Raw genomic sequence first — 22,601 nt, forward strand, 5'->3', positions numbered from 1 at the left:
ACTCAGACCGTCAGCGCACGGTCCGTCGGGCGGATCGGAGCCGGCAGTTCGCTCGCCCCCGTCAGGTAGCGGTCCACGCCGCGCGCCGCCGAGCGGCCCTCGGCGATCGCCCACACGATCAGCGACTGACCACGGCCCGCGTCACCCGCGACGTACACGCCGTCGACGTTCGTCGCGAAGTCCGCGTCCCGCGCGACGTTGCCCCGCTCGTCGAGCTCCAGGCCGAACTGCTGGACCAGACCGTTCTCCTGGTCCGTGCCGGTGAAGCCCATCGCGAGGGTGACCAGCTGCGCGGGCAGCTTGCGCTCCGTGCCCGGCTTCTGGGTGAGCTTGCCGTCGACGAACTCCACCTCGACCAGGTGCAGGAACTGCACGTTCCCCTCGTCGTCGCCCTCGAAGTGCGTCGTCGAGACGGAGTAGACCCGCTCGCCGCCCTCCTCGTGCGCCGAGGTGACCTTGTAGAGCATGGGGAACGTCGGCCACGGCTGGCCCGACGGCCGCTCCTCGCCGGGACGCGGCATGATCTCCAGCTGGGTGACGGAGGCCGCCCCCTGGCGGTGGGCCGTGCCCACACAGTCCGCGCCGGTGTCGCCGCCGCCGATGACGACGACGTGCTTGCCCTCCGCGGTGATCGGGGGAGCGACGAAGTCACCCTCCTGCACCTTGTTGGAGAGCGGCAGGTATTCCATCGCGAAGTGGATGCCGTTCAGCTCACGGCCGGGAACGGGCAGGTCGCGGGAGACGGTCGCGCCCGCCGCGATGACCACCGCGTCGTAGCGCCGGCGGAGCTTCGCCGCGTCGATGTCACGGCCGATCTCCACCTCGGTACGGAACTTGGTGCCCTCCGCGCGCATCTGCTCGATACGGCGGTTGATGTGCACCTTCTCCATCTTGAACTCGGGGATGCCGTACCGCAGCAGCCCGCCGATGCGGTCCGCGCGCTCGTACACCACGACCGTGTGACCCGCCCGCGTCAGCTGCTGCGCCGCGGCCAGACCAGCCGGGCCCGAGCCGATGACCGCGACCGTCTTGCCGGAAAGCCGCTCCGGCGCCTGGGGCCGTACGTCATTGCTGTCCCAGGCCTTGTCGATGATCGAGACTTCGACGTTCTTGATGGTGACGGCCGGCTGGTTGATGCCGAGGACGCAGGCCGACTCGCACGGAGCGGGGCACAGCCGGCCGGTGAACTCCGGGAAGTTGTTGGTCGCGTGCAGCCGCTCGCTCGCGGCCGCCCAGTCCTCGCGGTAGGCGTAGTCGTTCCACTCGGGGATGAGGTTCCCCAGCGGACAGCCGTTGTGGCAGAACGGAATGCCGCAGTCCATGCAGCGCCCGGCCTGCTTGCTGATGATCGGCAGCAGCGAGCCGGGAACGTAGACCTCGTTCCAGTCCTTCACGCGCTCCGCGACGGGGCGGGTCTTGGCGACCTCGCGCCCGGTGGTCAGGAAGCCCTTGGGGTCAGCCATTGGTCGCCGCCTCCATCATCTTCTCGGTGGTCTCCTGCTCGGAGAGACCGGCGAGCTCAGCGGCGTCCTTGGCGGCGAGCACTGCCTTGTACGTGGTCGGGATGATCTTGCTGAATCGGTCCGCCGCGACGGACCACTCGGCCAGCAGCTTCGCTGCGACGGTGGAACCCGTCTCCTCCTGGTGGCGGCGCACGACATCGTGCAGCCACTCCTTGTCGGCGTCCGAGAGGGCCTCGATGGCACCGACATTGCCGACGTTGACGTTGTCGCGGTCGAGATCGATGACGTACGCGACACCGCCGGACATGCCGGCTGCGAAGTTACGTCCGGTCTCGCCCAGCACCACCGCGTGGCCGCCGGTCATGTACTCGCAGCCGTGGTCGCCCACGCCCTCCGAGACGACCGTGGCGCCGGAGTTACGGACGCAGAACCGCTCGCCGGTGCGGCCGCGCAGAAACAGCTCGCCGCCGGTCGCACCGTAGGCGATGGTGTTGCCCGCGATGGTGGAGTACTCGGCGAGGTGGTCGGCGCCCCGGTCCGGGCGGACGATGACGCGGCCGCCGGAGAGACCCTTGCCGACGTAGTCGTTGGCGTCGCCCTCCAGGCGCAGCGTGACGCCCCGCGGGACGAACGCGCCGAAGGACTGGCCCGCCGAGCCGGTGAAGGTGATGTCGATGGTGTCGTCGGGCAGGCCCGCACCGCCGAACTTCTTCGTCACCTCGTAACCGAGCATCGTGCCGACGGTCCGGTTGATGTTGCGGATCGCGACCTGCGCGCGGACCGGCTGGGCTTCCTCGGCGGTGGCGGCGTTCAGCGCTTCGGCGGCGAGCTCGATCAGCTCGTTGTCGAGCGCCTTCTCCAGGCCGTGGTCCTGCTCGACCAGCGCGTAGCGCACCGCGCCGTCCGGCAGCTCGGGGACGTGGAAGAGCGGAGCCAAATTGAGGCCCTGCGCCTTCCAGTGGTCCACGGCCCGCTCGGTCTCGAGGAGTTCGGCGTGGCCGACGGCCTCCTCGATCGTACGGAAGCCCAGCTCGGCGAGGAGCTCACGGACCTCCTGGGCAATGAACTCGAAGAAGTTGACGACGTACTCGGCCTTGCCGGAGAACCGGTCCCTCAGGGTCGGGTTCTGCGTGGCGATGCCGACCGGGCAGGTGTCCAGATGGCAGACGCGCATCATGATGCAGCCGGAGACGACGAGCGGCGCGGTCGCGAAACCGAACTCCTCGGCGCCGAGCAGCGCGGCGATGACGACGTCACGGCCGGTCTTCAGCTGGCCGTCGGTCTGGACGACGATGCGGTCGCGCAGGCCGTTGAGCAGCAGGGTCTGCTGAGTCTCGGCGAGGCCGAGCTCCCAGGGGCCGCCCGCGTGCTTCAGCGACGTAAGGGGAGAAGCGCCGGTGCCGCCGTCGTGGCCGGAGATCAGGACGACGTCCGCGTGCGCCTTGGAGACACCCGCGGCGACCGTGCCGACGCCGACCTCGGAGACCAGCTTCACATGGATGCGGGCGGCCGGGTTGGCGTTCTTGAGGTCGTGGATCAGCTGAGCCAGGTCCTCGATGGAGTAGATGTCATGGTGCGGCGGCGGGGAGATCAGACCGACGCCCGGGGTCGAGTGCCGGGTCTTGGCGACCCAGGGGTAGACCTTGTGGCCGGGCAGCTGGCCGCCCTCGCCGGGCTTCGCGCCCTGCGCCATCTTGATCTGGATGTCGTCCGCGTTGACCAGGTACTCGGAGGTCACACCGAAGCGGCCGGAGGCGACCTGCTTGATGGACGAGCGGCGCTCCGGGTCGTACAGACGGTCCGCGTCCTCGCCGCCCTCACCGGTGTTGGACTTGCCGCCCAGCTGGTTCATGGCGATGGCGAGGGTCTCGTGCGCCTCGCGGGAGATCGATCCGTACGACATCGCGCCGGTGGAGAAGCGCTTGACGATCTCGGAGACCGGCTCGACCTCGTCGACGGAGATCGGCCGGCGGTCCGACTTGAAGCCAAACAGGCCGCGCAGCGTCATCAGCCGCTCGGACTGCTCGTTCACACCTTCCGTGTACTTCTTGAAGATGTCGTACCGCTTGGTGCGCGTGGCGTGCTGGAGGCGGAAGACCGTCTCCGGGTCGAACAGGTGCGGCTCGCCCTCACGCCGCCACTGGTACTCGCCGCCGATCTCCAGCGCGCGGTGCGAGGCGGCGATGCCGGAGGCCGGGTACGCCTTGGCGTGCCGGGCGGCGACCTCCTTGGCGATGACGTCGAGTCCGGCTCCGCCGATCTTCGTGGCGGTGCCGTTGAAGTACTTCTCCACGAACGCCTCGTCGAGGCCGACGGCCTCGAAGACCTGCGCGCCGCGGTAGGAGGCGACCGTCGAGATGCCCATCTTCGACATGACCTTCAAAACGCCCTTGCCCAGCGCGTAGATCAGGTTGCGGATGGCCTGCTCGGGCTCCAGGCCCTCTATGAAGGTGCCGGCGCGGACCAGGTCCTCGACGGACTCCATCGCCAGGTACGGGTTGACGGCGGCCGCGCCGTAACCGATGAGGAGCGCGACATGGTGCACCTCGCGTACATCGCCGGCCTCGACCAGCAGGCCCACCTGGGTGCGCTGCTTGGTGCGGATGAGGTGGTGGTGCACGGCGGAGGTGAGCAGCAGCGACGGGATCGGCGCGTGCTCGGCGTCCGAGTGCCGGTCGGAGAGAACGATCAGGCGGGCGCCGTCCTCTATGGCGGCGTCGACCTCGGCGCAGATCTCCTCGATACGGGTCGCGAGGGCGTCGCCGCCGCCGCTGACGCGGTAGAGACCGGAGAGGGTCGCGGCGGTCATGCCGGGCATGTCGCCGTCGGCGTTGACGTGGATGAGCTTGGCCAGCTCGTCGTTGTCGATCACCGGGAAGGGCAGCGTGACCGACCGGCAGGAGGCCGCGGTCGGCTCGAGCAGGTTGCCCTGCGGGCCCAGTGAGGAGTGCAGCGAGGTGACGAGCTCCTCGCGGATGGCGTCCAGCGGCGGGTTGGTGACCTGCGCGAACAGCTGGGTGAAGTAGTCGAAGAGCAGCCGGGGGCGCTCGGACAGGGCCGCGATCGGGGAGTCCGTACCCATGGAGCCGAGCGGCTCGCCGCCGGTCCTGGCCATGGGCGCGAGAATGACGCGCAGCTCCTCCTCGGTGTACCCGAAGGTCTGCTGGCGGCGGGTGACCGAGGCGTGGGTGTGGACGATGTGCTCGCGCTCGGGGAGGTCCTCGAGCTCGATCTCGCCGGCCTCCAGCCACTCCTGGTACGGCTGCTCGGCGGCGAGGGCCGACTTGATCTCGTCGTCCTCGATGATGCGGTGCTCGGCGGTGTCGACGAGGAACATCTTGCCGGGCTGAAGGCGGCCCTTGCGGACGACCTTGGCCGGGTCGATGTCGAGGACGCCGACCTCGGAGGAGAGGACGACGAGTCCGTCGTCGGTGACCCAGTAGCGGCCGGGGCGCAGGCCGTTGCGGTCGAGGACCGCGCCGACCTGGGTGCCGTCGGTGAAGGTGACGCAGGCCGGGCCGTCCCAGGGCTCCATCATCGTGGAGTGGTACTGGTAGAAGGCGCGCCGGGCCGGGTCCATGGAGTCGTGGTTCTCCCACGCCTCGGGGACCATCATCAGCACGGAGTGGGGCAGGGAGCGGCCGCCGAGGTGCAGGAGCTCCAGGACCTCGTCGAAGGACGCGGAGTCGGAGGCGTCCGGCGTACAGACCGGGAAGATCCGCTCCAGCTTCTCCGCCCCGAAGAGCTCGGAGGCGAGCTGCGACTCGCGGGCGCGCATCCAGTTGCGGTTGCCCTTGACCGTGTTGATCTCGCCGTTGTGCGCGACGAAGCGGTACGGGTGGGCGAGCGGCCAGCTCGGGAAGGTGTTGGTCGAGAACCGCGAGTGCACGAGCGCGACGGCGGTCGCCAGGCGGCGGTCGGAGAGGTCCGGGAAGAAGGGCTCCAGCTGGCCGGTGGTCAGCATGCCCTTGTAGACGATGGTGCGGGCGGAGAGCGAGGGGAAGTAGACGCCGGCCTCGCGCTCGGCGCGCTTGCGCAGCACGAACGCCTTGCGGTCCAGTGCGATGCCCTTGCTGGCGCCGTCCGGTCCGTCCGACACGAAGAGCTGGGAGAAGGCCGGCATGGTGGCGCGCGCGCCGTTGCCGAGCAGATCCGGGGTGACCGGGACCTCGCGCCAGCCGAGGACCGTCAGGCCCTCCTCGGCGGCGATCTTCTCAATGCGTGAGACGGCTCCCGTGGAGTCGTCGGCCGGCAGGAAGGCGATGCCGACGGCGTAGGAACCGGCTTCGGGAAGTTCGAAGTCGCTGGCCTCACGCAAAAATGCGTCCGGGACCTGAAGCAGGATGCCGGCGCCGTCACCCGAGTCGGGCTCGGAGCCGGTGGCACCGCGGTGCTCGAGGTTACGCAGTACGGTCAGCGCCTGCTCGACCAGCTCATGGCTGGCAACACCGGTGAGGGTGGCCACGAACCCGACGCCGCATGCGTCGTGTTCGTTACGGGGGTCGTACATCCCCTGGGGGGCGGGGCGACCGTCCATGGGCGACCAGGCGTCGGAACGCATCGGCACTCCCGTCGTCGTCGTGGCATATGCAACTGCCGAGGGACGACGTTGGCCCTCCGCGAAATTTCGTGCAGGTTACATGATGGAGTGCTTCTCGGAAAGCGGATAGCTCGTTCCAGCATGCGGACACCGCGCAAAGCGGTGAAGGTGGGTCACAGTCGGACAGATCGATATCCGCCGGCCCATCGCAGAGCAGGCTCCATTGCCCACAGCGTCTACGGCTCATGCCCAGTGGTTAAGGACTCGAAACCGCAGAGTAACGGCTACATATGTAGCTCCATGCATAGTGTCTCACCTGAGGCGGTTTTCTCAGAGAGGGCGTACGTCACAACCTTCGGGGGCGACCGGCCCGGACCGCAAGGGCCGCGGGTCAGAGAGCCGCGCCGAACAGCGCCCCGAGCCCGTAGGTGACGGCCGCCGCCACGCCGCCGAGGACCAGCTGGCGCAGTCCGCTGTACCACCAGCTGCGCGCGGTCACCCGGGCGACGAGCGCACCGCAGGCGAAGAGCCCGACCAGAGCGAGCAGCACCGCGGGCCACAGGGAGCTCGCGCCGAGGAGATAGGGCAGAACGGGCAGCAGCGCGCCCAGCGCGAACGAGCCGAAGGACGAGACGGCGGCGACGGTCGGCGACGGCAGGTCGTCCGGGTCGATGCCGAGCTCCTCGCGGGCGTGGATCTCCAGCGCCTGCTCGGGGTCCTTGGAGAGCTGCATCGCCACCTCGCGGGCGAGCGCGGGCTCGACGCCGCGGGCCACGTACAGCGCGGCGAGCTCCTCCATCTCATCGACCGGGTGCTTACGCAACTCCCGCCGCTCCACGTCCAGTTCGGCCTCGACGAGCTCTCGCTGGGAGGCCACCGAGGTGTACTCACCGGCCGCCATCGAGAAGGCGCCCGCTGCGAGTCCGGCGAGCCCCGTGATGATGATGGTCTGCTGGGACACGGCGCCGCCCGCGACACCGGTCATCAGGGCGAGGTTGGAGACCAGTCCGTCCATCGCGCCGAATACCGCGGGGCGCAGCCAGCCGCCGTTGACATCACGGTGGGTGTGGTTGTCACGGTGCGCCGCGTGGAGCGTCGCCCCGGTTTCGATGATGGACACAGTTCTCCCCTTCTCCGGCAGCGGGCCCGGTGGTCCCGCTCCCCCCTCAACACCCTCGAAAATACGCACTATGTAAGGGGCCCGCCAGCAAGGCAGGCCGTACTTACCTGTAGTCAGGCGGGTGACAGACACGTTTCTCAGACTCGTCGCGCGCCGCATGTGGCACAGATGCAGGAACAGGCTCGGTGCGCGCGAAAGGGGCCCGCCCCATGGAGTTGATTGCATGCAATCCCGCTGATCCCGCCGCCCGCGCCCCCACCGCCCCTGTTACGGCCGCCGCAGTTACGACCGCCGCCGTACTCCGCGACCGGGCCTGTGGCGCACTGCTCGGCCTCGCGGTGGGCGATGCGCTCGGCGCTCCCGCCGAGAACATGCGGCCGTCCGAGATCCGCCGCCGGTGGGGCCGTATCGAAGGCTTCGTGAGCGAGGACCCGGCGGGTACGGACGACACGGAGTACGCGATCTTCTCCGGCCTGCTGCTGGCGCGGCACGGCTCGGCGCTGACCGTCGCGCATGTCGAGAAGGCGTGGCACCACTGGATCGCGGATCTGGACGAAGGCCCCTTCCGCGGGGCGGGGTTCAGCGAACGCGGCACCCTGGAGAACCTGCGGCGCGGGCTCGCCGCCCCGATCTCTGCCCAGCACCGGCACGCGTGGAGCGACGGGCTGGCGATGCGCGCGGCGCCGTTCGGCGTCTTCGCGGCGGGCCACCCGGCGGAGGCGGCGCGGCTGGTCGCGATCGACGGCACCGTCAGCCACGACGGCGAGGGCATCTACGGCGGGCAGGCGGTTGCGGCGGGCGTCGCCGCGGCGATGGCGGGCGAGGGCCCGGCCGGGGTGATCGGAGCGGCGCTCTCGGTGGTTCCGATGGACTCCTGGACGGCCCGCTCCCTGCGCCGCGCGGTGGTCGCGGCCCAGCGCACCCATGCGCACACCCTGGCAATGGAACGGGCGGTCCGCTCGGCGGTGGTGATCGGCGGCTACCCGTGGACGGACCTGGCCCCGGAGGCGGTGGGCCTGGCGTTCGGCGCGTTCGCGGCGGCGCGCGGAGACTTCCGTACGTCGGTTCTCACCGCGGTCAACATGGGCCGCGACGCGGACACCACGGCGGCGGTCGCGGGCGCGCTGGCCGGGGCGATGTCCGGGGCCACGGCGATCCCCCCGGAATGGTCCTCGGCCATCGGCCCGGTCCGCGGCAGCTGCCTCCCGTCGATGACCGGCTACCACGTCCTGGACATCGCGGAACTGCTCACCCCGGACGACGACCCACAGGCGGCGTCATGACGTGCGAGCCGCGGTGGCGCGAGGACGCGGGACCTGCCGAGCCTGCCCCGGCAGGCCCGCCGCCGAGCGTCTCCCAGGGGCTCTGGGGCATGCCCGCGGGCTCCGGCCGCACACCGTCCCGTCCCATCGAAGGGCTGCTCCTCGGGCTCGCCGCGGGCGACGCCGCCGGGTGGCCGTCCGCGCGGCATCGGGCCGCGCGGATGCCCGAGTGGACCCGTCGGCTCACCCGTGAGCTCGACGACTTCGCCGAGCAGAACGCGACCACCACGCTCCCCGTCCCCATCGCCCTCAACCAGTCCCCCGAACCCCTCCGCCTCGGCCCCTCCGACGACGCCGAGTGGGCCGCCTTCGCCGCCGAGACCGTGCTCACCGCCGCCGGTGATCTCTTCGCCGGGCTCGCGCCCGGCCGCCGGATGCGCGCCGCCGTCGATCTCGCCTGGAACTCCCTCGCCAGCGAGGTCGCCGCGGCCGCCGACCGTGCTCCCGAGGTCGAGTCCGCCGTACTCCCCCTCCGCGCCCGGATCTCCGTACGCGCCGGGCTCGGCAATCTCGCCACCGGCCTCCGCCCGCCCGCCACCGGCCACGACAACCCGCACTTCTTCGACGACGCCGCCTGCGTACGTGCCGCCGTCCTCGCCGTCGTCCACCCCGGCGACCCGGCCGCCGCCGCCGCGCTCGCCGAGTTCGACGCGCGTTACAGCCAGGACGGCGACGGGGTGCACGGCGCCCGCGCCATGGCCGCCGCCGTGGCCGCGGCGCTCGGCGGCGCGCCCGTCGACGACGCCGTCGACGCCGCCCTCGCCGAACTCCCCGACGCCACCGAAATCGGCCGCAACGCCCAGCACGCCGTCAAGCTCGCCCGCGACGCCCACGGCGCCTTCGAACTCGTACCGCTCCTCGAGCACCAGATCGTCGACCACGTCTACAGCTACGGCATCGCCGCCGCCGAGACCGTCCCCGTGGCCCTCGCCCTCGCCACCGCCGCCCGCGGCCGGGTCGCCGAAGCCGTGCCCGCGGCCGCCTGCCTGTCCCGCGTCGCCGACTCCGCGCCCGCCCTCGCCGGCGCCCTGACCGGCGCGCTCGGCGGCGGGGATGCCGTGCCCGCCACCTGGCGCGACGCCTGCCGCACCCTGGCCGGCTGCGCGCTCCCCCGGCTCGCCGGCACGGATCTCGTCGAACTCGCCGGGCTGCTCGCACACACGGAACTGACCGCCCCGGGTGGACAATTCCGGCATGACGACGACACTCGCGACGCTCACACTCGATGACCGGATCAGCGGCAGCCTGATCGGCGCGGCGGTCGGTGACGCGCTCGGCGGCCCGGTCGAGGGCTACACCCCGGAGCAGATCGTGGAGCGGCACGGCGGCCGTGTCCACGGCATCGTCGGCCCGTGGCACGGCGACGAATGGCGCACCGCCCGCCCCATCGCGCCGTACCACAAGGGCGACGGACACGTCACCGACGACACCCTCATGACGCACGCGCTGATCCGCGTGTACACCACCGTCCGCGACCACCTCGACGCCTACGCCGTCGCCGACCATCTGGTCCCCGACCTGATCTCGACCCCCCGCTGGATTCCGGAGCTCGAGGCGGAGGCGCTCCCCGTGCAGCGCGTCTTCCTCGCCGAGAAGTGGATGGTGGCCCGCCTCCACTACGGGCACAACGACCCCCGCGAGGCGGGCGTCGGCAACATCGTCAACTGCGGCGCGGCGATGTACATGGCCCCGGTGGGCCTGGTCAACGCGGCGCATCCGGCGGCCGCCTACGCCGAGGCCATCGACATCGCGGGCGCGCACCAGTCCTCGTACGGGCGTGAGGCGGCGGGCGTCTTCGCGGCGGCGGTCGCCGCGGCGTGCCTGCCCGGCGCCACGCCCACAACGGTCGTGGACGCGGCACTCTCGCTGGCCAAGGACGGCACGGGCTCGGCGATCGAGGCGGTGGCCGAAGTCGCCCCGCACCACACGGACTTCGAGTCGGCGCTGGCCCCGCTCCGAGCGGCCGTCGCCCCCTTCGACACAGTCGGCCCGGACTACCGCGCCCCGTCGCTGGCCGCCCGCCGGCCTTCCCGGCTGCACGCCATCGAGGAACTCCCGATCGCCCTGGGCATGCTTCTGGTGGGCGGCGGCGACTACCGCCGTACGGTCCTCGGAGCCGTCAACTACGGCCGCGACTGCGACTCGATCGCCACGATGGCAGGGGCGATCGCGGGCGCGCTCCACGGCGAGTCCGCGGTGCCGAGCGACTGGGCGAAGACAGTCGCCGAGGCCAGCCGCCTCGACCTGCACTCCCCGGCGGCGGCGCTGACCGCGGTCACCCGCGAGATCTTCGCCCGCGACACGACCCGCCGCCGCACCCACGAATCGGCGTTCGCCCGTCTGACGGATCCGCGATGACCGGCCTCCGCCTCACCTGGGTCCAGCCGGAGGACCTGGTGCGCCACGAACTGCGCCAGGCGGACGAGGACGGCCGCGACGCGACGGAGATCCGCACCCGCTGGGCACGCGCGGGCGGCCCCGAGTCCCCGCCGCGGGGTGGAGCGTCTCCGGCACCCGCGCCACCGGAGCTGAGGGCCCTGGCGTACGAGCTCCTGGACGAACTGGCCCTGCTGCCGTCCCCGTTGACGGAGCAAGAGCCGACGCCGCTCGCATTGATCAAGGCCGCCTGCCCGGCCTGGCCCACGCGCGAAGCGCCAAGGAACCGGGGGGCTGGAGGCTTGCCCCGAGTTTCGGGAGGGGGGTACTCCCCCTGGCTGCGCCGGGGGCACCCCCACCCAGGCGAAGCTCTGGGGGAGGGCGGGCCAGGGGAGAGACACCCCCGCCCCAACACCCTGCACGCCTCCTGGCTCGGCCGCGCCATCGGCTGTCTCCTCGGCAAGCCGGTCGAAAAGCTCCCCCTCCACGCCATCCGCAGCATCGCCCGCGCCACCGGCAACTGGCCCCTCCACACCTGGTTCACCGCCAAGGGCCTCCCCCCGGAGCTCGCCGCCGCACACCCCTGGAATCGCCGGTCCGCCGGCACCTCACTCGCCGAGAACATCGACGGGATGCCCGAGGACGACGACCTCAATTACCCCCTCCTCAACCTGCTGCTCCTCCAGCGCCACGGGAAGGCGTTCACCACCGCCCAGCTCGCCCAGCTCTGGCTCGACGAGCTCCCGGCCGGCCGTACCTTCACCGCCGAGCGCGTCGCCTACCGCAATCTCCTCTCCGGCGTCGAACCCCCGCTCACCGCCGGCCACCGCAACCCTTTCCGGGAGTGGATCGGTGCCGCCATCCGCGCCGATGTGCACGGCTGGACGCACCCCGGCGACCCCGCGGCCGCCGCCGCGCAGGCCCATCGCGACGCGTCGCTCACCCACACCGCGAACGGCGTCTACGGCGCGATGTTCATCGCGGCCACCATCGCCACCGCAGCCGACGGCCGGAGCGACGTCCACCAGTGTCTGCGGACCGGCCTCACCGTCGTCCCCCCGCGCTCCCGGCTCGCCAATGCCATCCGTCTCGGCATCGCCACCGCCCGCGCGGAACCCGACTTCGACACCGTCGTGGACGGGCTTCACACCGCCCTCGGCCACCACCACTGGGTCCACGTCGTCCCCAACGCCGCCCTCCTCGCCGCCGCACTCACCCACGCCGACGGCGATTTCACCGGCTCCATCTGCCGTGCCGTCTCCGGGGGCTGGGACACCGACTCCAACGGCGCGACCGCCGGTTCCGTCGCGGGCCTGCTCGCCGGCCACCCCGCCGCGATCCCCGACCGCTGGACCACCCCCCTCAAGAACCGTCTCGCCACCTCTGTCGCCGGCTTCGACGGCATCGGCTTCGACACCCTCGCCCACCTCACACACCAGGAGGCACTCCGCCCATGACCGGCATCGCGGTGCTCGGCAGCACCAACATGGACCTCGTCGCGTACGTCTCACACGCGCCGAAACGCGGAGAGACCGTCACCGGAAGGGAGTTCCTCACGATCCCCGGCGGCAAGGGCGCCAACCAGGCCGTCGCCGCCGCCCGCGCCGGCGGCGACGTCGCCATGATCGGCGCGGTCGGCTCGGACGACTTCGGCGTACGGCTACGGCACACACTTGAATCGTCCGGCGTCGACACCGACCTTCTGCGCACCGCGGAAGGCCCCTCCGGCACCGCGCACGTCGTCGTCGACGACGAAGGCGGCAACTCGATCGTCGTGATCCCCGGCGCGAACGGCACCGTCACCGCGCTCGCCCCCGGCGACGAGGCTCTCATCGCTTCCTCCGTCGCGCTGCTCCTCCAGCTCGAACTCCCCCTGAGCGCCGTGCTGGACGGCGCCGAAGCCGCGCGCCGGAACGGTGTACGGACCGTCCTCACCCCCGCCCCGGCGCAGCCCCTTCCTCCCGAACTCCTCGCCGTCACCGACCTGTTGGTGCCCAATGAGCACGAGGCGGCCACCCTCGCCGGCGTCGCCGACCCGCACCTGGCCGCCGAGGCGCTGCTGCGCCAGGTGCCCGAGGTCGTGATCACGCTCGGCTCGGCGGGCAGCCTGTACGCGGCCCGGGGCACGGCTCCCGTCACCGTGCCCGCGCCTCGCGTACGGGCCGTCGACACGACCGGCGCCGGCGACACCTTCGTCGGCGCCCTCGCCGTCGCGCTCGTCGAAGGCAGGCCCGTACAACAGGCCCTGACCTGGGCCTCGGCCGCCGCCGCCCTGTGCGTCCAGCGCCCCGGCGCCTCCACGTCCATGCCGTACCGCTCAGAGATCGACGACGCCTCATGACCCAGACTCCCCCGCCGGCCGCTCCCCTCACCGGCCTGCGCGTCCTCGACCTGGCCACTCTCTTCGCGGGCCCGCTCGCCGCCACCATGCTCGGCGACTTCGGCGCGGAGGTCATCAAGGTCGAGCACCCCACCCGGCCCGATCCCTCCCGGGGCCACGGCCCCGACAAGGACGGCGTCGGCCTGTGGTGGAAGCTGCTCGGCCGCAACAAGCGCACCGTCACCCTCGATCTGTCCACCCCCGGCGGCCGCGAGACCCTCCTCCGTCTCGCGAAGACCGCCGACGTGATCATCGAGAACTTCCGCCCCGGCACCCTGGAGAAGTGGCAGCTCGGCTGGGAGGAGCTGAGCACAGCCAACCCCCGCCTCGTGCTGACCCGCGTCACCGGCTTCGGACAGTTCGGCCCGTACTCCCACCGACCCGGCTTCGGCACCCTCGCAGAGGCGATGAGCGGCTTCGCCTCCATCACCGGCGAGCCCGAAGGTCCGCCCACCCTCCCTCCGTTCGGCCTCGCCGACTCGATCGCGGCGCTCGCCACCGCGTACGCCGTCATGACCGCGCTCACCGCCCGCACCGCCACCGACCGCGGTCAGGTCGTCGACATGGCAATCATCGAGCCGATCCTGACCGTGCTCGGCCCGCAGCCCCTCTGGTACGACCAGACCGGGTACGTACAGAAACGGACCGGCAACCGCTCCTGCAACAACGCCCCGCGCAACACCTACCGCACGGCCGACGGCTCCTGGCTGGCCGTCTCCACCTCCGCCCAGTCCATCGCCGAACGCGTCATGCATCTGGTCGGCCGCCCGGACCTGATCGACGAGCCGTGGTTCAGCACCGGCAGCGGCCGTGCCGAGCACGCCGACGTGCTCGACGAGGCGGTCGGCGGCTGGATCGCCTGCCGCACCCGCGCCGAAGCCATGGCCGCCTTCGAGAAGGCCGAAGCGGCGATCGCACCGATCTACGACGTCCGTGACGTCATGGAAGACCCCCAATACCAAGCGCTGGACACCATCACCGAGGTCCCCGACCCCGAACTCGGCACCCTCCGGATGCAGAACGTCCTCTTCCGGCTCTCCGAGACCCCGGGCGCCATCCGCTGGGCAGGCCGCCCGCACGGCGCCGACACGGACGAGGTCCTCAGCGAACTCGGCCTGTCCCGGGCCGAAATCACCGCTCTGCGCGCCCAGGGCGCCCTATGACCACACCCCTCACCTGGCTGTACGCCCCCGGAGACCGGCCCGAGGTCGTGCACAAGGCCCTCGCCTCCAACGCCGACGTCGTGATCGTCGACCTGGAGGACGCCGTCTCCCCCGACCGCAAGAAGTACGCGCTGGCCGCCACAGCCGAACTCCTCGCTTCCCCCCAGACGCTTCCGGTCCATGTCCGCATCAACACCCCCCATGACATCGAGGCCCTGACCGCACTCCCCGGCCTCTGTGCTCTGCGTATCCCCAAGGTCGCATACGCCACTGACATCCGGCGGATCGCGGCCCGCGCCCCCGGCGTCCCCCTCTATGCGCTCCTCGAATCGGCTCTCGCCATCGAGCACGCGTATTCCATCGCCACCGCACACCCCGCCGTCCACGGCATCGCCATCGGCGAGGCAGACCTCCGCGCCGACCTCGGCATACGGGACGGCACCGGCCTCGACTGGCCGCGTACCCGCATCGTGGTCGCCGCCCGCGCGGCCGGTCTGGCGCCACCGGTCCAGTCCGTCTTTCCCGACATCCGTGACCTGGACGCCCTCTACGCCTCCTGCACCCACGGCCGCGCTCTCGGCTTCCTGGGCCGGGCGGCCATCCACCCCCGCCAGCTCCCGGTCATCGAGCGGGCGTTCCGCCCCACGCCCGAGGAGATCGAGGCGGCGGAGGAGGTCGTCAAGGCGGCGGCCACGGACGAGGGCGCGCTGGCCCTGCCGGACGGCCGCTTCGTGGACGCCGCGATTGTGGCCGCGGCGCAGCGGACCCTCGCCCTCGCGCGACGCGAGGGCGGATAGGAGCGGAGGAACGGAGGGGCAGAGGAGCATGCGGGGAACGCACGAGGCCGCCGGGACCTCTCGGTCCCGGCGGCCTCGTCATGTAAGTCGCGCAAGCGCCCGCGGTCAGCCCTTCTTGGCCGACTCCGCGTCCGCGTCTGCGCCCGAGTCCTCCGCGGCAGCCTCGTCCCCGTCCGCCGGGTCCTCAGCCAGGTCGCCCGCAGCATCGTCCGCCTCCGGCTTCGCAGCCGCCGCCTTCGCCGACTTGTCGGGCCTCTCCGGCTCGACGATCTCCTCGCGCCCGGGCCGCACCCGCGCCGAGATCACCATGTACGTCACCGCCAGCACGAAGACGACAATCGAGGTCCACACATTGAGGCGCAGCCCCAGCACGTGGTGCGCCTCGTCGACCCGCATGTACTCGATCCAGGCCCGGCCCACGCAGTACGAGGCGACGTAGAGCGCGAACGCCCGGCCGTGTCCCAGCTTGAAGCGCCGGTCGGCCCAGATGACCAGCAGCGCGACGCCGATGCACCACAGGGACTCGTACAGGAACGTCGGGTGGTAGAGGCCCGCCTCGCGGTTCGTACCCTCGGTGATCTTGAGGGCCCACGGCAGATCCGTCGGCTTGCCGTACAGCTCCTGGTTGAACCAGTTGCCCCAGCGGCCGATCGCCTGCGCTATGGCAATGGCGGGCGCGAGGGCGTCCGCCCAAGCCGGCAGCGGGATCCCGCGGCGGCGGCAGCCGATCCAGGCGCCGACCGCGCCCAGCGCGATCGCGCCCCAGATGCCGAGGCCACCCTCCCAGATCTTGAAGGCGTCGACCCAGTTCTCACCCTCGCTGAAGTACAGCTGGTAGTCGGTGATCACGTGGTACAGCCGGCCGCCGACGAGACCGAAGGGCACCGCCCAGACGGCGATGTCGGCCACGGTGCCGGCCTTGCCGCCGCGAGCGATCCAGCGCTTGTTGCCGTACCAGACGGCCGCGAAGACACCGATGATGATGCAGAAGGCATAGCCGCGCAGCGGGAGCGGTCCGAGGTGGATCACTCCGGTCGACGGGCTGGGAATGTAGGCAATATCCATGGCAGGACCGACGCTACCCTGCCGGGCAGGACGCACGGCAACCCACCCGGCAACTTCTGGATAACGAGCCGCGCCCCGGACGTACGCCGAATGTACGTGGATGTACGCCGATGTACGCCAGGAGGCGGCCCGGGGCCGTCAGGAGGAAGCCGGGCCGCCCGGACTCGGCGTGGACCGCTTGGTGCCCGGCTTCTTGCCCTTGTTCGCCTCTTCGACCCACTTCTTGAAGTTGGCGACGGAGATCTGCTCGGAGCCCTTCTGCGGGAAGACGGACTCCCCGTTGAGCAGCACGGTCGGGGTACCGCGGAAGCCGCCGTTCTTGAAGGCGGTGTTCGACTTGGTCACCCAGCTGTTGTGCTTGCCGTCCTCCACGCAGCTGCGGAATTCGGGCGTGTCCAGGCCGTCGACCTTGCCCGCGAGCTCGATCAGCCTGCTGTTCTGGGCGAAGGCGTCGTCGGTCTCCGGCGGCTGGTTCTGGTACAGCACGTCGTGGTAGGGGGCGAATTTCCCCACGTCCTGCGCACACGCCGCGGCGTTCGCCGCGTGCAACGAGCCGCTGCCACCCATGTTCCCGTCGATGATGGTGGCGAGGTGGTACTCGATCTTGAGCTTGCCCGCCTGCTCCAGCTCATGGATGGTGTCCCGGAGAGTGTTCTCGAAAGCGGCGCAGGCCGGGCAGCGGAAGTCCTCCCACACCGTGAGCGTGGACGGGGCGTCGCTCGCGCCCACCGGGATCGCGAGCTGGTCCTTGCCCTGCACGCCCGCGGGCGCGAGGAGCGGACCGGCGTCCGAGCCGCCGTCCTTCTTCTTCCCGGCGTTCGCGGCGATCACGCCGACGACGGCGGCGAGGCCGAGGACGCCGACCACCGCGGCGGAGACGATCAGCAGCCGCCGTCGTTTCTCGCGGGCCTTCTCCGACTCACGTTCCTGTTGGAGCCGCTCGCGCGCGGTCCGCTTCCGTTCCTGGTTCTTCTCGCTCACATCCGGCAAACGAACCGGGGAGGCATGTGCATGCCTCCCCGGTCCGAGATCCACCCTTATGAGCTACGCGTCCCGGCGCACGCCTTCGGCGAGTTCGGCCGCCAGTTCCCGCACCGCTGCCAGGCCCGCGGCCTGGTCCGGTGCGTCGAGGAGCCGCTTCACAAACGCGGACCCGACGATCACGCCGTCCGCGAAGGAGGCGACCTCGGCGGCCTGCTCGGGGTTGGAGACGCCGAGGCCCACGCAGACCGGCAGCTCGGTGGTGGCACGGGTGCGCCGCACCAGGTCCTGGGCCTGCGCGCCCACCGACTCACGGGTGCCGGTCACGCCCATCAGCGAAGCCGCGTACACAAAGCCGGAACCGGCCGCCGTGATCTTCGCCAGCCGGGCGTCCTTGCTGCTCGGCGCGACGACGAAGACCGTGGCGAGGCCGTGCTTCTCGGCGTGCTCGCGCCACACGCCGGCCTCCTCGACCGGCAGGTCGGGCAGGATGCAGCCGGCGCCGCCCGCGTCGGCGAGCTCGGCGGTGAAGCGCTCGATGCCGTAGCGGTCGATGGGATTCCAGTACGTCATCACGAGGACCGGCCTGCCGGTGGCCTCGTGCGCCTCGCGGACCGTACGCATCACGTCGGCGATCTTGACACCACCGCGCAGGGCGATGTCGTCGGCGGTCTGGATGACAGGGCCGTCGAGGACGGGGTCGCTGTGCGGCAGCCCGACCTCGACCACGTCAGCGCCGCCGTCCAGGGCGGCCTTGACCGCCTCGATACCGCCGTCGACGGTCGGGAAGCCGGCCGGGAGATACGCGATGAGCGCGGCCCGGTTCTCGTTCCTGGCCTGCGCCAGGGTGTCGCTCAACAGCTGGATGTTGCCGCTCACTTCGCGTCCCTCCTGATCTCGGCGTAGCCGTTCTCCGCGGAGGCGTCGGCGGCGACCCTCGCGTCCCCCTCGCTGTCGTACAGCCCGAAGTAACGGGCGGCGGTGTCCATGTCCTTGTCGCCGCGGCCGGACAGATTGACGACGATCAGCCCGTCCTTGCCCAGTTCCCGGCCGACTTCCAGCGCACCGGCCAGCGCGTGCGCGGACTCGATCGCCGGGATGATGCCCTCGGTACGGGACAGCAGCAGCAGCGACTGCATGGCCTCGTCGTCGGTCACCGCGCGGTACTCGGCCCGGCCGGTGTCCTTCAGGTACGAGTGCTCGGGGCCGATGCCGGGGTAGTCGAGTCCGGCGGAGATCGAGTACGGCTCGGTGATCTGACCCTCCTCGTCCTGCAGGACGTACGAGCGCGAACCATGCAGGATGCCGGGCTCGCCCGCGGTCAGGGTGGCCGCGTGCTCGCCGGACTCGATGCCGTGGCCCGCGGGCTCGCAGCCGATGAGCCGTACGGACGCGTCCGGGATGAAGGCGTGGAACAGCCCGATCGCGTTGGACCCGCCGCCGACGCAGGCGACGGCGGCGTCCGGCAGCCGGCCGGCCCGCTCCAGGATCTGGCGGCGGGCCTCGACGCCGATGACGCGGTGGAAGTCGCGGACCATCGCGGGGAAGGGGTGCGGTCCGGCGACCGTGCCGAAGAGATAGTGCGTACGGTCCACGTTGGCGACCCAGTCGCGGAACGCCTCGTTGATGGCGTCCTTCAGGGTCCGGCTGCCGGAGGCCACCGGGATGACCTCGGCGCCGAGCATCCGCATCCGGGCCACGTTCAGGGCCTGGCGCTGGGTGTCGATCTCGCCCATGTAGATGGTGCACTCGAGGCCGAAGAGCGCGCAGGCGGTCGCGGTCGCGACGCCGTGCTGGCCGGCACCGGTCTCGGCGATGACCCGGGTCTTGCCCATGCGCTTGGTGAGCAGCGCCTGGCCCAGCACGTTGTTGATCTTGTGCGAGCCGGTGTGGTTGAGGTCCTCCCGCTTCAGGAAGACCCGCGCCCCGCCGGCGTGCTCGGCGAACCGGGGCACCTCGGTGAGGGCGCTGGGGCGGCCGGTGTAGTTGACCATCAGGTCATTGAGCTCGGCGGCGAAGGCGGGGTCGGCCTTGGCCTTGTCGTACTCGACGGCAACCTCGTCGACCGCGGCGACGAGCGCCTCGGGGATGAACTTGCCGCCGAATGCGCCGAAGTAGCCCTCGGCGCTGGGGACTTGACCCTCGGGGTCCGGGATGAAGAAGTCGCTCGACATGCGACATGCTCCTTGTCGGGGCGGTTGCCCCAGAAGTCTGGTGTGCAAGGGACACGGTATGCGCGTGCGCGGCTGCCCGGCGGGGCGTTGTTCCCCACCCCGCCCCTTCCCGTAACCGGGGCTCCGCCCCGGACCCCGCGCCTCAAACTCCCCCAGACTTCGTCCGGGGGGACCCCCACGGGGCTTGATTTGCCCGTCCGGGCTTGAAGTTCCGCCCGGACGGGCGGAACTTCAAGCCCGGACGGCGATTGAGGACACGCCCGAAGGGCGTACGGGGGTCTGGGGGCTTGCCCCCAGTTCGGGAAGGGGCGGGGGGGAAAGCACCCGCCGGCGATCGCCTAGTGGCAGTTGCACGCGCGGACCGCGCGCCATCGCATGCCGTTGACCTGGCCCGGCTCGGAGCCGATGACATACCGCACCCGGCGGCCGTGCACCCGGCGGGCCGGGGCCCGGCAGCCTCGGGGCTTGCAGCCTCGGGCCAGCCGCGCGTACGGGTCGCGCGCGGCGGCGAGCGCCGCGCCGCGGGGAGCCGTGACCGTCCTGCACACGTCGCCCGCCGCCGGACGCGACGGCGTCCGGTACTGCGGGGCCACAAGGCCGACGGCGGTCATGGGGAAGGTCAGCTCCGCCCGTGACGCAGGGCCGGGTGCGCGCCCGCGGCGACCAGGTCGGCGACTGCCGACTTCGGGTCGCGGCCGGTGACCAGGGACTCGCCGACCAGCACCGCGTCGGCGCCCGCGTTCGCGTAGGCGATCAGGTCGTGCGGACCGCGCACACCGGATTCGGCGATCTTGACGATGTGCGCCGGAATCTCGGGGGCGACCCGCTCGAACGTCGAGCGGTCGACCTGCAGCGTCTTCAGATCGCGGGCGTTGACGCCGATGATCTTCGCTCCGGCCTCCACCGCGCGCTCGACCTCGTCCTCGTCGTGCACCTCGACCAACGGGGTGAGCCCGATCGACTCGGCGCGCTCGATCAGCGAGACCAGGGCCTCCTGCTCCAGCGCTCCGACGATCAGCAGGACGAGGTCGGCGCCGTACGCCCTGGCCTCCCACAGCTGGTACGCGGTGACGATGAAGTCCTTGCGCAGCACCGGGATGTCCACCCTGGCGCGGACGGCTTCGAGGTCGGCGAGCGAGCCGCCGAAGCGGCGCTGCTCGGTCAGTACGGAGATGACGGCCGCGCCGCCCGCCTCGTAGTCGGCGGCGAGTCCGGCCGGGTCGGCGATCGCGGCCAGCGCGCCCTTCGACGGGCTGGAGCGCTTGACCTCACAGATCACATGGACGCCCTCGCCACGCAGCGCGGCGACGCCGTCCTTGGCCGCAGGAGCCTTGGCGGCGCGCTCCTTCAGCTCGTCGAGGCTCACACGCGCCTGCCGCTCTGCGAGGTCGGCGCGCACGCCTTCAATGATCTCGTCGAGCACACTCACGCGAGCGGCCCCCTTCCGGGACGGTTCAGATGGATCAGGATCAGCCATGTCGATGGTATCCGCAGGAGGGCCCGGGCCTCGCATCCGGTTGACGCCCGTCCCACTACCTGGGACTTTGCGGGTCCGAGGTCATCCCCCGGACCCGGCACAGTCACGGCGCGAGCGCCGAGCCGAACGGCAGGTTGCGGATCACGCTGAATACCAGCAGAACACCACCGAGCGACCACCACCACGCCGACGGGACCGCGATCCGCAGGGGCACGCCCCGTACGGCGTGAATCAGCCACACCACCCACACTACGGCGAAGATTCCGTAGCCCGCGACGGCCATGGCATTGGCCCCGAGCGCGGTGGTCAGATCGCCGTGGATGAAGGCGTGGGCACTGCGCAGCCCGCCGCAGCCCGGGCAGTAGATCCCGGTGAAGCGGAGCAGCGGGCAGACCGGGTAGTGGCCGGGTTCGTTGGGGTCGACCGTGCCGACGTACGCGAAGGCCGCGGCGACCCCGGCGAGGGTGGCCAGGGGAGTCGCCAGTCGCCGTGCGAGCGGGGCAGGGCCGGGCTCACGGGCGGGTGCGGCGGAGGAAGGCATGGCGTCCACCCCGTGATTGTCGCCGTTGCTACGCAAGGGCGCATACGGAAAAAGGCATACGGAGAGGCGCAACCCGGCAACGCTGGGCTGCGCCTCGCAGCGTGCAGCCGTACGGCAGCGTCAGGAGGACGCCTGCGCCGTGGCGGGCTGTGCCGTGGCGGGCTGCGCCGTGGCGGGCTGTGCCGTGGCGACCTGCGTCTGGCCCGCCTGCGACCTCGCCCGCACGTGGGCCTCCGACTCCTTCGGCATACCGAGCCCGGCGGCCTTCATGGCCAGGCCGACGACGCCGCCGAGGATGATCACGGCCACTCCGGCCCAGAAGCCGAGCGGATTGGCCGCCACCATGAAGACGCCTGCGACACAGAAGCCGATGAAGGCGATGGTGACACCGGTCCAGGCGGCCGGGGTGTGTCCGTGGCTGCTGCCCGCCATGAGTTTGCTCCTCGTTGCTGATGCTCTGGGGTGACCTGTTGCGCTGTGGTGAGCCGGACGCTCACCGCATATTGTCCCGTACGCCGTGGCATGCGATGACGTGGGGTGTCTCACGCTTCCCGCGTCGGGTCCTCGCCGCGGTCCAGGGCCTTCCACAGATCCTCGGGCCGGTCCGGGTCCACGACCGGGGCCTTGCGCGGCCGGGGGGTGCCGTCGCGCTCGTACCGGCCGGACATCGTGGGCCACTGCTTGCCGTACCGCAGCGCGAACAGGCCCGCGAGCAGGATCAGCAGGCTGCCGGCCACGGTCACATAGGGCCAGGCGGTGTGGGTGAGTGCCTCGACCGTGGCGGCCGCGTCGCCGGTGGTCTTCGCCGCCTTCTCGTCGAGGGCCGCGCTGTCGGAGGCCCCGAGGAAGGCGGCGAGCGCCGCGCCGGCCCCGCTCAGGGCGAGCAGTGCGGAGACGAGCAGCCGGCCCGCGCTGCGGACCGCGAAGACGGCGACGAGGGCGGCCAGGCCGACGATGGCGAGCGCCGTCGGGACACCGGTGACATCGCTGCCTTGGGCGTCGAGCGGCAGCGTGCCGCCGCCGACGGCTGCCCTGCCCTCGGCCCAGACCTGGCCGGCGGCGAGCAGTACGACGGTCGCGCCGACGGCGCCGAGGAACAGGGCGGCGGCAAGACTGCGGCGGCTGCCGGTGGCGGATGCCGATCCGGCGCGGGGCTGGGGTACGGGTACAGCGCTCACATACCCCACTATCCCTTACCGCCC

19 protein-coding genes are annotated in these 22,601 nt (G+C 71.5%); 7 read left to right on the top strand and 12 right to left on the bottom strand.

Annotated elements, in window-relative coordinates:
* Positions 1 to 2 precede the first annotated feature (2 nt).
* From ACZ3H8_RS12150 to ACZ3H8_RS12160, 3 genes are all read right to left on the bottom strand, one after another.
* Positions 3 to 1,463 carry a glutamate synthase subunit beta gene (locus ACZ3H8_RS12150; RefSeq protein WP_467400556.1) on the bottom strand — a complete coding sequence of 487 codons (1,461 nt, stop codon included), beginning with the start codon at positions 1,461 to 1,463 and terminating at the stop codon, positions 3 to 5.
* Complete coding sequence (gltB, locus tag ACZ3H8_RS12155) at positions 1,456 to 6,024, bottom strand: glutamate synthase large subunit (RefSeq protein WP_467400558.1); 4,569 nt, start codon at positions 6,022 to 6,024, stop codon at positions 1,456 to 1,458. Before gltB ends, ACZ3H8_RS12150 begins: the two co-directional genes overlap by 8 nt.
* 370 nt (positions 6,025 to 6,394) lie before the next feature.
* Positions 6,395 to 7,123 carry a VIT1/CCC1 transporter family protein gene (locus ACZ3H8_RS12160; protein WP_467400561.1) on the bottom strand — a complete coding sequence of 243 codons (729 nt, stop codon included), beginning with the start codon at positions 7,121 to 7,123 and terminating at the stop codon, positions 6,395 to 6,397.
* A 209-nt stretch (positions 7,124 to 7,332) separates the two neighbouring features.
* On the opposite strand from ACZ3H8_RS12160, the gene ACZ3H8_RS12165 reads away from it, so the two are divergent.
* The 7 genes from ACZ3H8_RS12165 (at position 7,333) to ACZ3H8_RS12195 (ending at position 15,161) form a co-directional block, all read left to right on the top strand.
* The gene (locus ACZ3H8_RS12165) at positions 7,333 to 8,406 is read left to right on the top strand and encodes an ADP-ribosylglycohydrolase family protein (RefSeq protein WP_467400563.1); all 1,074 of its coding nucleotides are present in this window, start codon (positions 7,333 to 7,335) and stop codon (positions 8,404 to 8,406) included.
* Between the two features lie 89 nt (positions 8,407 to 8,495).
* Positions 8,496 to 9,674 (top strand): ADP-ribosylglycohydrolase family protein, encoded by a 1,179-nt coding sequence (locus ACZ3H8_RS12170; protein ID WP_467401279.1) that lies wholly within the window; start codon positions 8,496 to 8,498, stop codon positions 9,672 to 9,674.
* The gene (locus ACZ3H8_RS12175; RefSeq protein WP_467400565.1) at positions 9,640 to 10,803 is read left to right on the top strand and encodes an ADP-ribosylglycohydrolase family protein; all 1,164 of its coding nucleotides are present in this window, start codon (positions 9,640 to 9,642) and stop codon (positions 10,801 to 10,803) included. The genes ACZ3H8_RS12170 and ACZ3H8_RS12175 overlap by 35 nt, the downstream gene beginning before the upstream one ends.
* A complete protein-coding gene (locus ACZ3H8_RS12180) occupies positions 10,800 to 12,278 on the top strand; it encodes an ADP-ribosylglycohydrolase family protein (protein WP_467400568.1) in 1,479 nt (492 codons plus the stop codon). Before ACZ3H8_RS12175 ends, ACZ3H8_RS12180 begins: the two co-directional genes overlap by 4 nt.
* On the top strand, positions 12,275 to 13,162 hold the full coding sequence (rbsK, locus tag ACZ3H8_RS12185) for a ribokinase (protein WP_467400569.1): 888 nt from the start codon (positions 12,275 to 12,277) through the stop codon (positions 13,160 to 13,162). Before ACZ3H8_RS12180 ends, rbsK begins: the two co-directional genes overlap by 4 nt.
* Positions 13,159 to 14,364: a CaiB/BaiF CoA transferase family protein gene (locus tag ACZ3H8_RS12190; protein WP_467400572.1), complete on the top strand. Its 1,206-nt coding sequence runs from the start codon at positions 13,159 to 13,161 to the stop codon at positions 14,362 to 14,364. Before rbsK ends, ACZ3H8_RS12190 begins: the two co-directional genes overlap by 4 nt.
* Entirely contained in the window at positions 14,361 to 15,161 is an 801-nt protein-coding gene (locus tag ACZ3H8_RS12195; protein WP_467400574.1) for an HpcH/HpaI aldolase/citrate lyase family protein, read from the top strand. Before ACZ3H8_RS12190 ends, ACZ3H8_RS12195 begins: the two co-directional genes overlap by 4 nt.
* 105 nt (positions 15,162 to 15,266) lie before the next feature.
* Here the strand turns inward: ACZ3H8_RS12195 and lgt are convergent, their stop codons facing one another.
* The 9 genes from lgt to ACZ3H8_RS12240 all read right to left on the bottom strand — a co-directional run bounded on the left by lgt (position 15,267) and on the right by ACZ3H8_RS12240 (position 22,586).
* A complete protein-coding gene (gene lgt, locus ACZ3H8_RS12200) occupies positions 15,267 to 16,226 on the bottom strand; it encodes a prolipoprotein diacylglyceryl transferase (protein ID WP_467400576.1) in 960 nt (319 codons plus the stop codon).
* Positions 16,227 to 16,364: 138 nt separating this feature from the next.
* Entirely contained in the window at positions 16,365 to 17,207 is an 843-nt protein-coding gene (locus ACZ3H8_RS12205; RefSeq protein WP_467400579.1) for a DsbA family protein, read from the bottom strand.
* Between the two features lie 63 nt (positions 17,208 to 17,270).
* Positions 17,271 to 18,086 (bottom strand): tryptophan synthase subunit alpha, encoded by an 816-nt coding sequence (gene trpA / locus ACZ3H8_RS12210; RefSeq protein ID WP_467400582.1) that lies wholly within the window; start codon positions 18,084 to 18,086, stop codon positions 17,271 to 17,273.
* Positions 18,083 to 19,381 (bottom strand): tryptophan synthase subunit beta, encoded by a 1,299-nt coding sequence (trpB, locus tag ACZ3H8_RS12215; protein WP_467400584.1) that lies wholly within the window; start codon positions 19,379 to 19,381, stop codon positions 18,083 to 18,085. The genes trpA and trpB overlap by 4 nt, the downstream gene beginning before the upstream one ends.
* A 338-nt stretch (positions 19,382 to 19,719) precedes the next feature.
* A complete protein-coding gene (gene trpM / locus ACZ3H8_RS12220; protein WP_467400586.1) occupies positions 19,720 to 19,992 on the bottom strand; it encodes a tryptophan biosynthesis modulator TrpM in 273 nt (90 codons plus the stop codon).
* Between the two features lie 8 nt (positions 19,993 to 20,000).
* On the bottom strand, positions 20,001 to 20,810 hold the full coding sequence (gene trpC, locus ACZ3H8_RS12225) for an indole-3-glycerol phosphate synthase TrpC (RefSeq protein ID WP_356232845.1): 810 nt from the start codon (positions 20,808 to 20,810) through the stop codon (positions 20,001 to 20,003).
* 151 nt (positions 20,811 to 20,961) lie between these two features.
* Positions 20,962 to 21,399, bottom strand: coding sequence for a DUF2752 domain-containing protein (locus ACZ3H8_RS12230; protein ID WP_467401281.1), 438 nt, complete (start codon positions 21,397 to 21,399; stop codon positions 20,962 to 20,964).
* A 120-nt stretch (positions 21,400 to 21,519) separates the two neighbouring features.
* Entirely contained in the window at positions 21,520 to 21,831 is a 312-nt protein-coding gene (locus tag ACZ3H8_RS12235; protein ID WP_467400589.1) for an HGxxPAAW family protein, read from the bottom strand.
* Between the two features lie 110 nt (positions 21,832 to 21,941).
* Positions 21,942 to 22,586, bottom strand: coding sequence for a TIGR02234 family membrane protein (locus tag ACZ3H8_RS12240; protein ID WP_467400591.1), 645 nt, complete (start codon positions 22,584 to 22,586; stop codon positions 21,942 to 21,944).
* Between the last annotated feature and the right edge of the window lie 15 nt (positions 22,587 to 22,601).

The organism is Streptomyces sp. NPDC002868 (assembly GCF_055563295.1).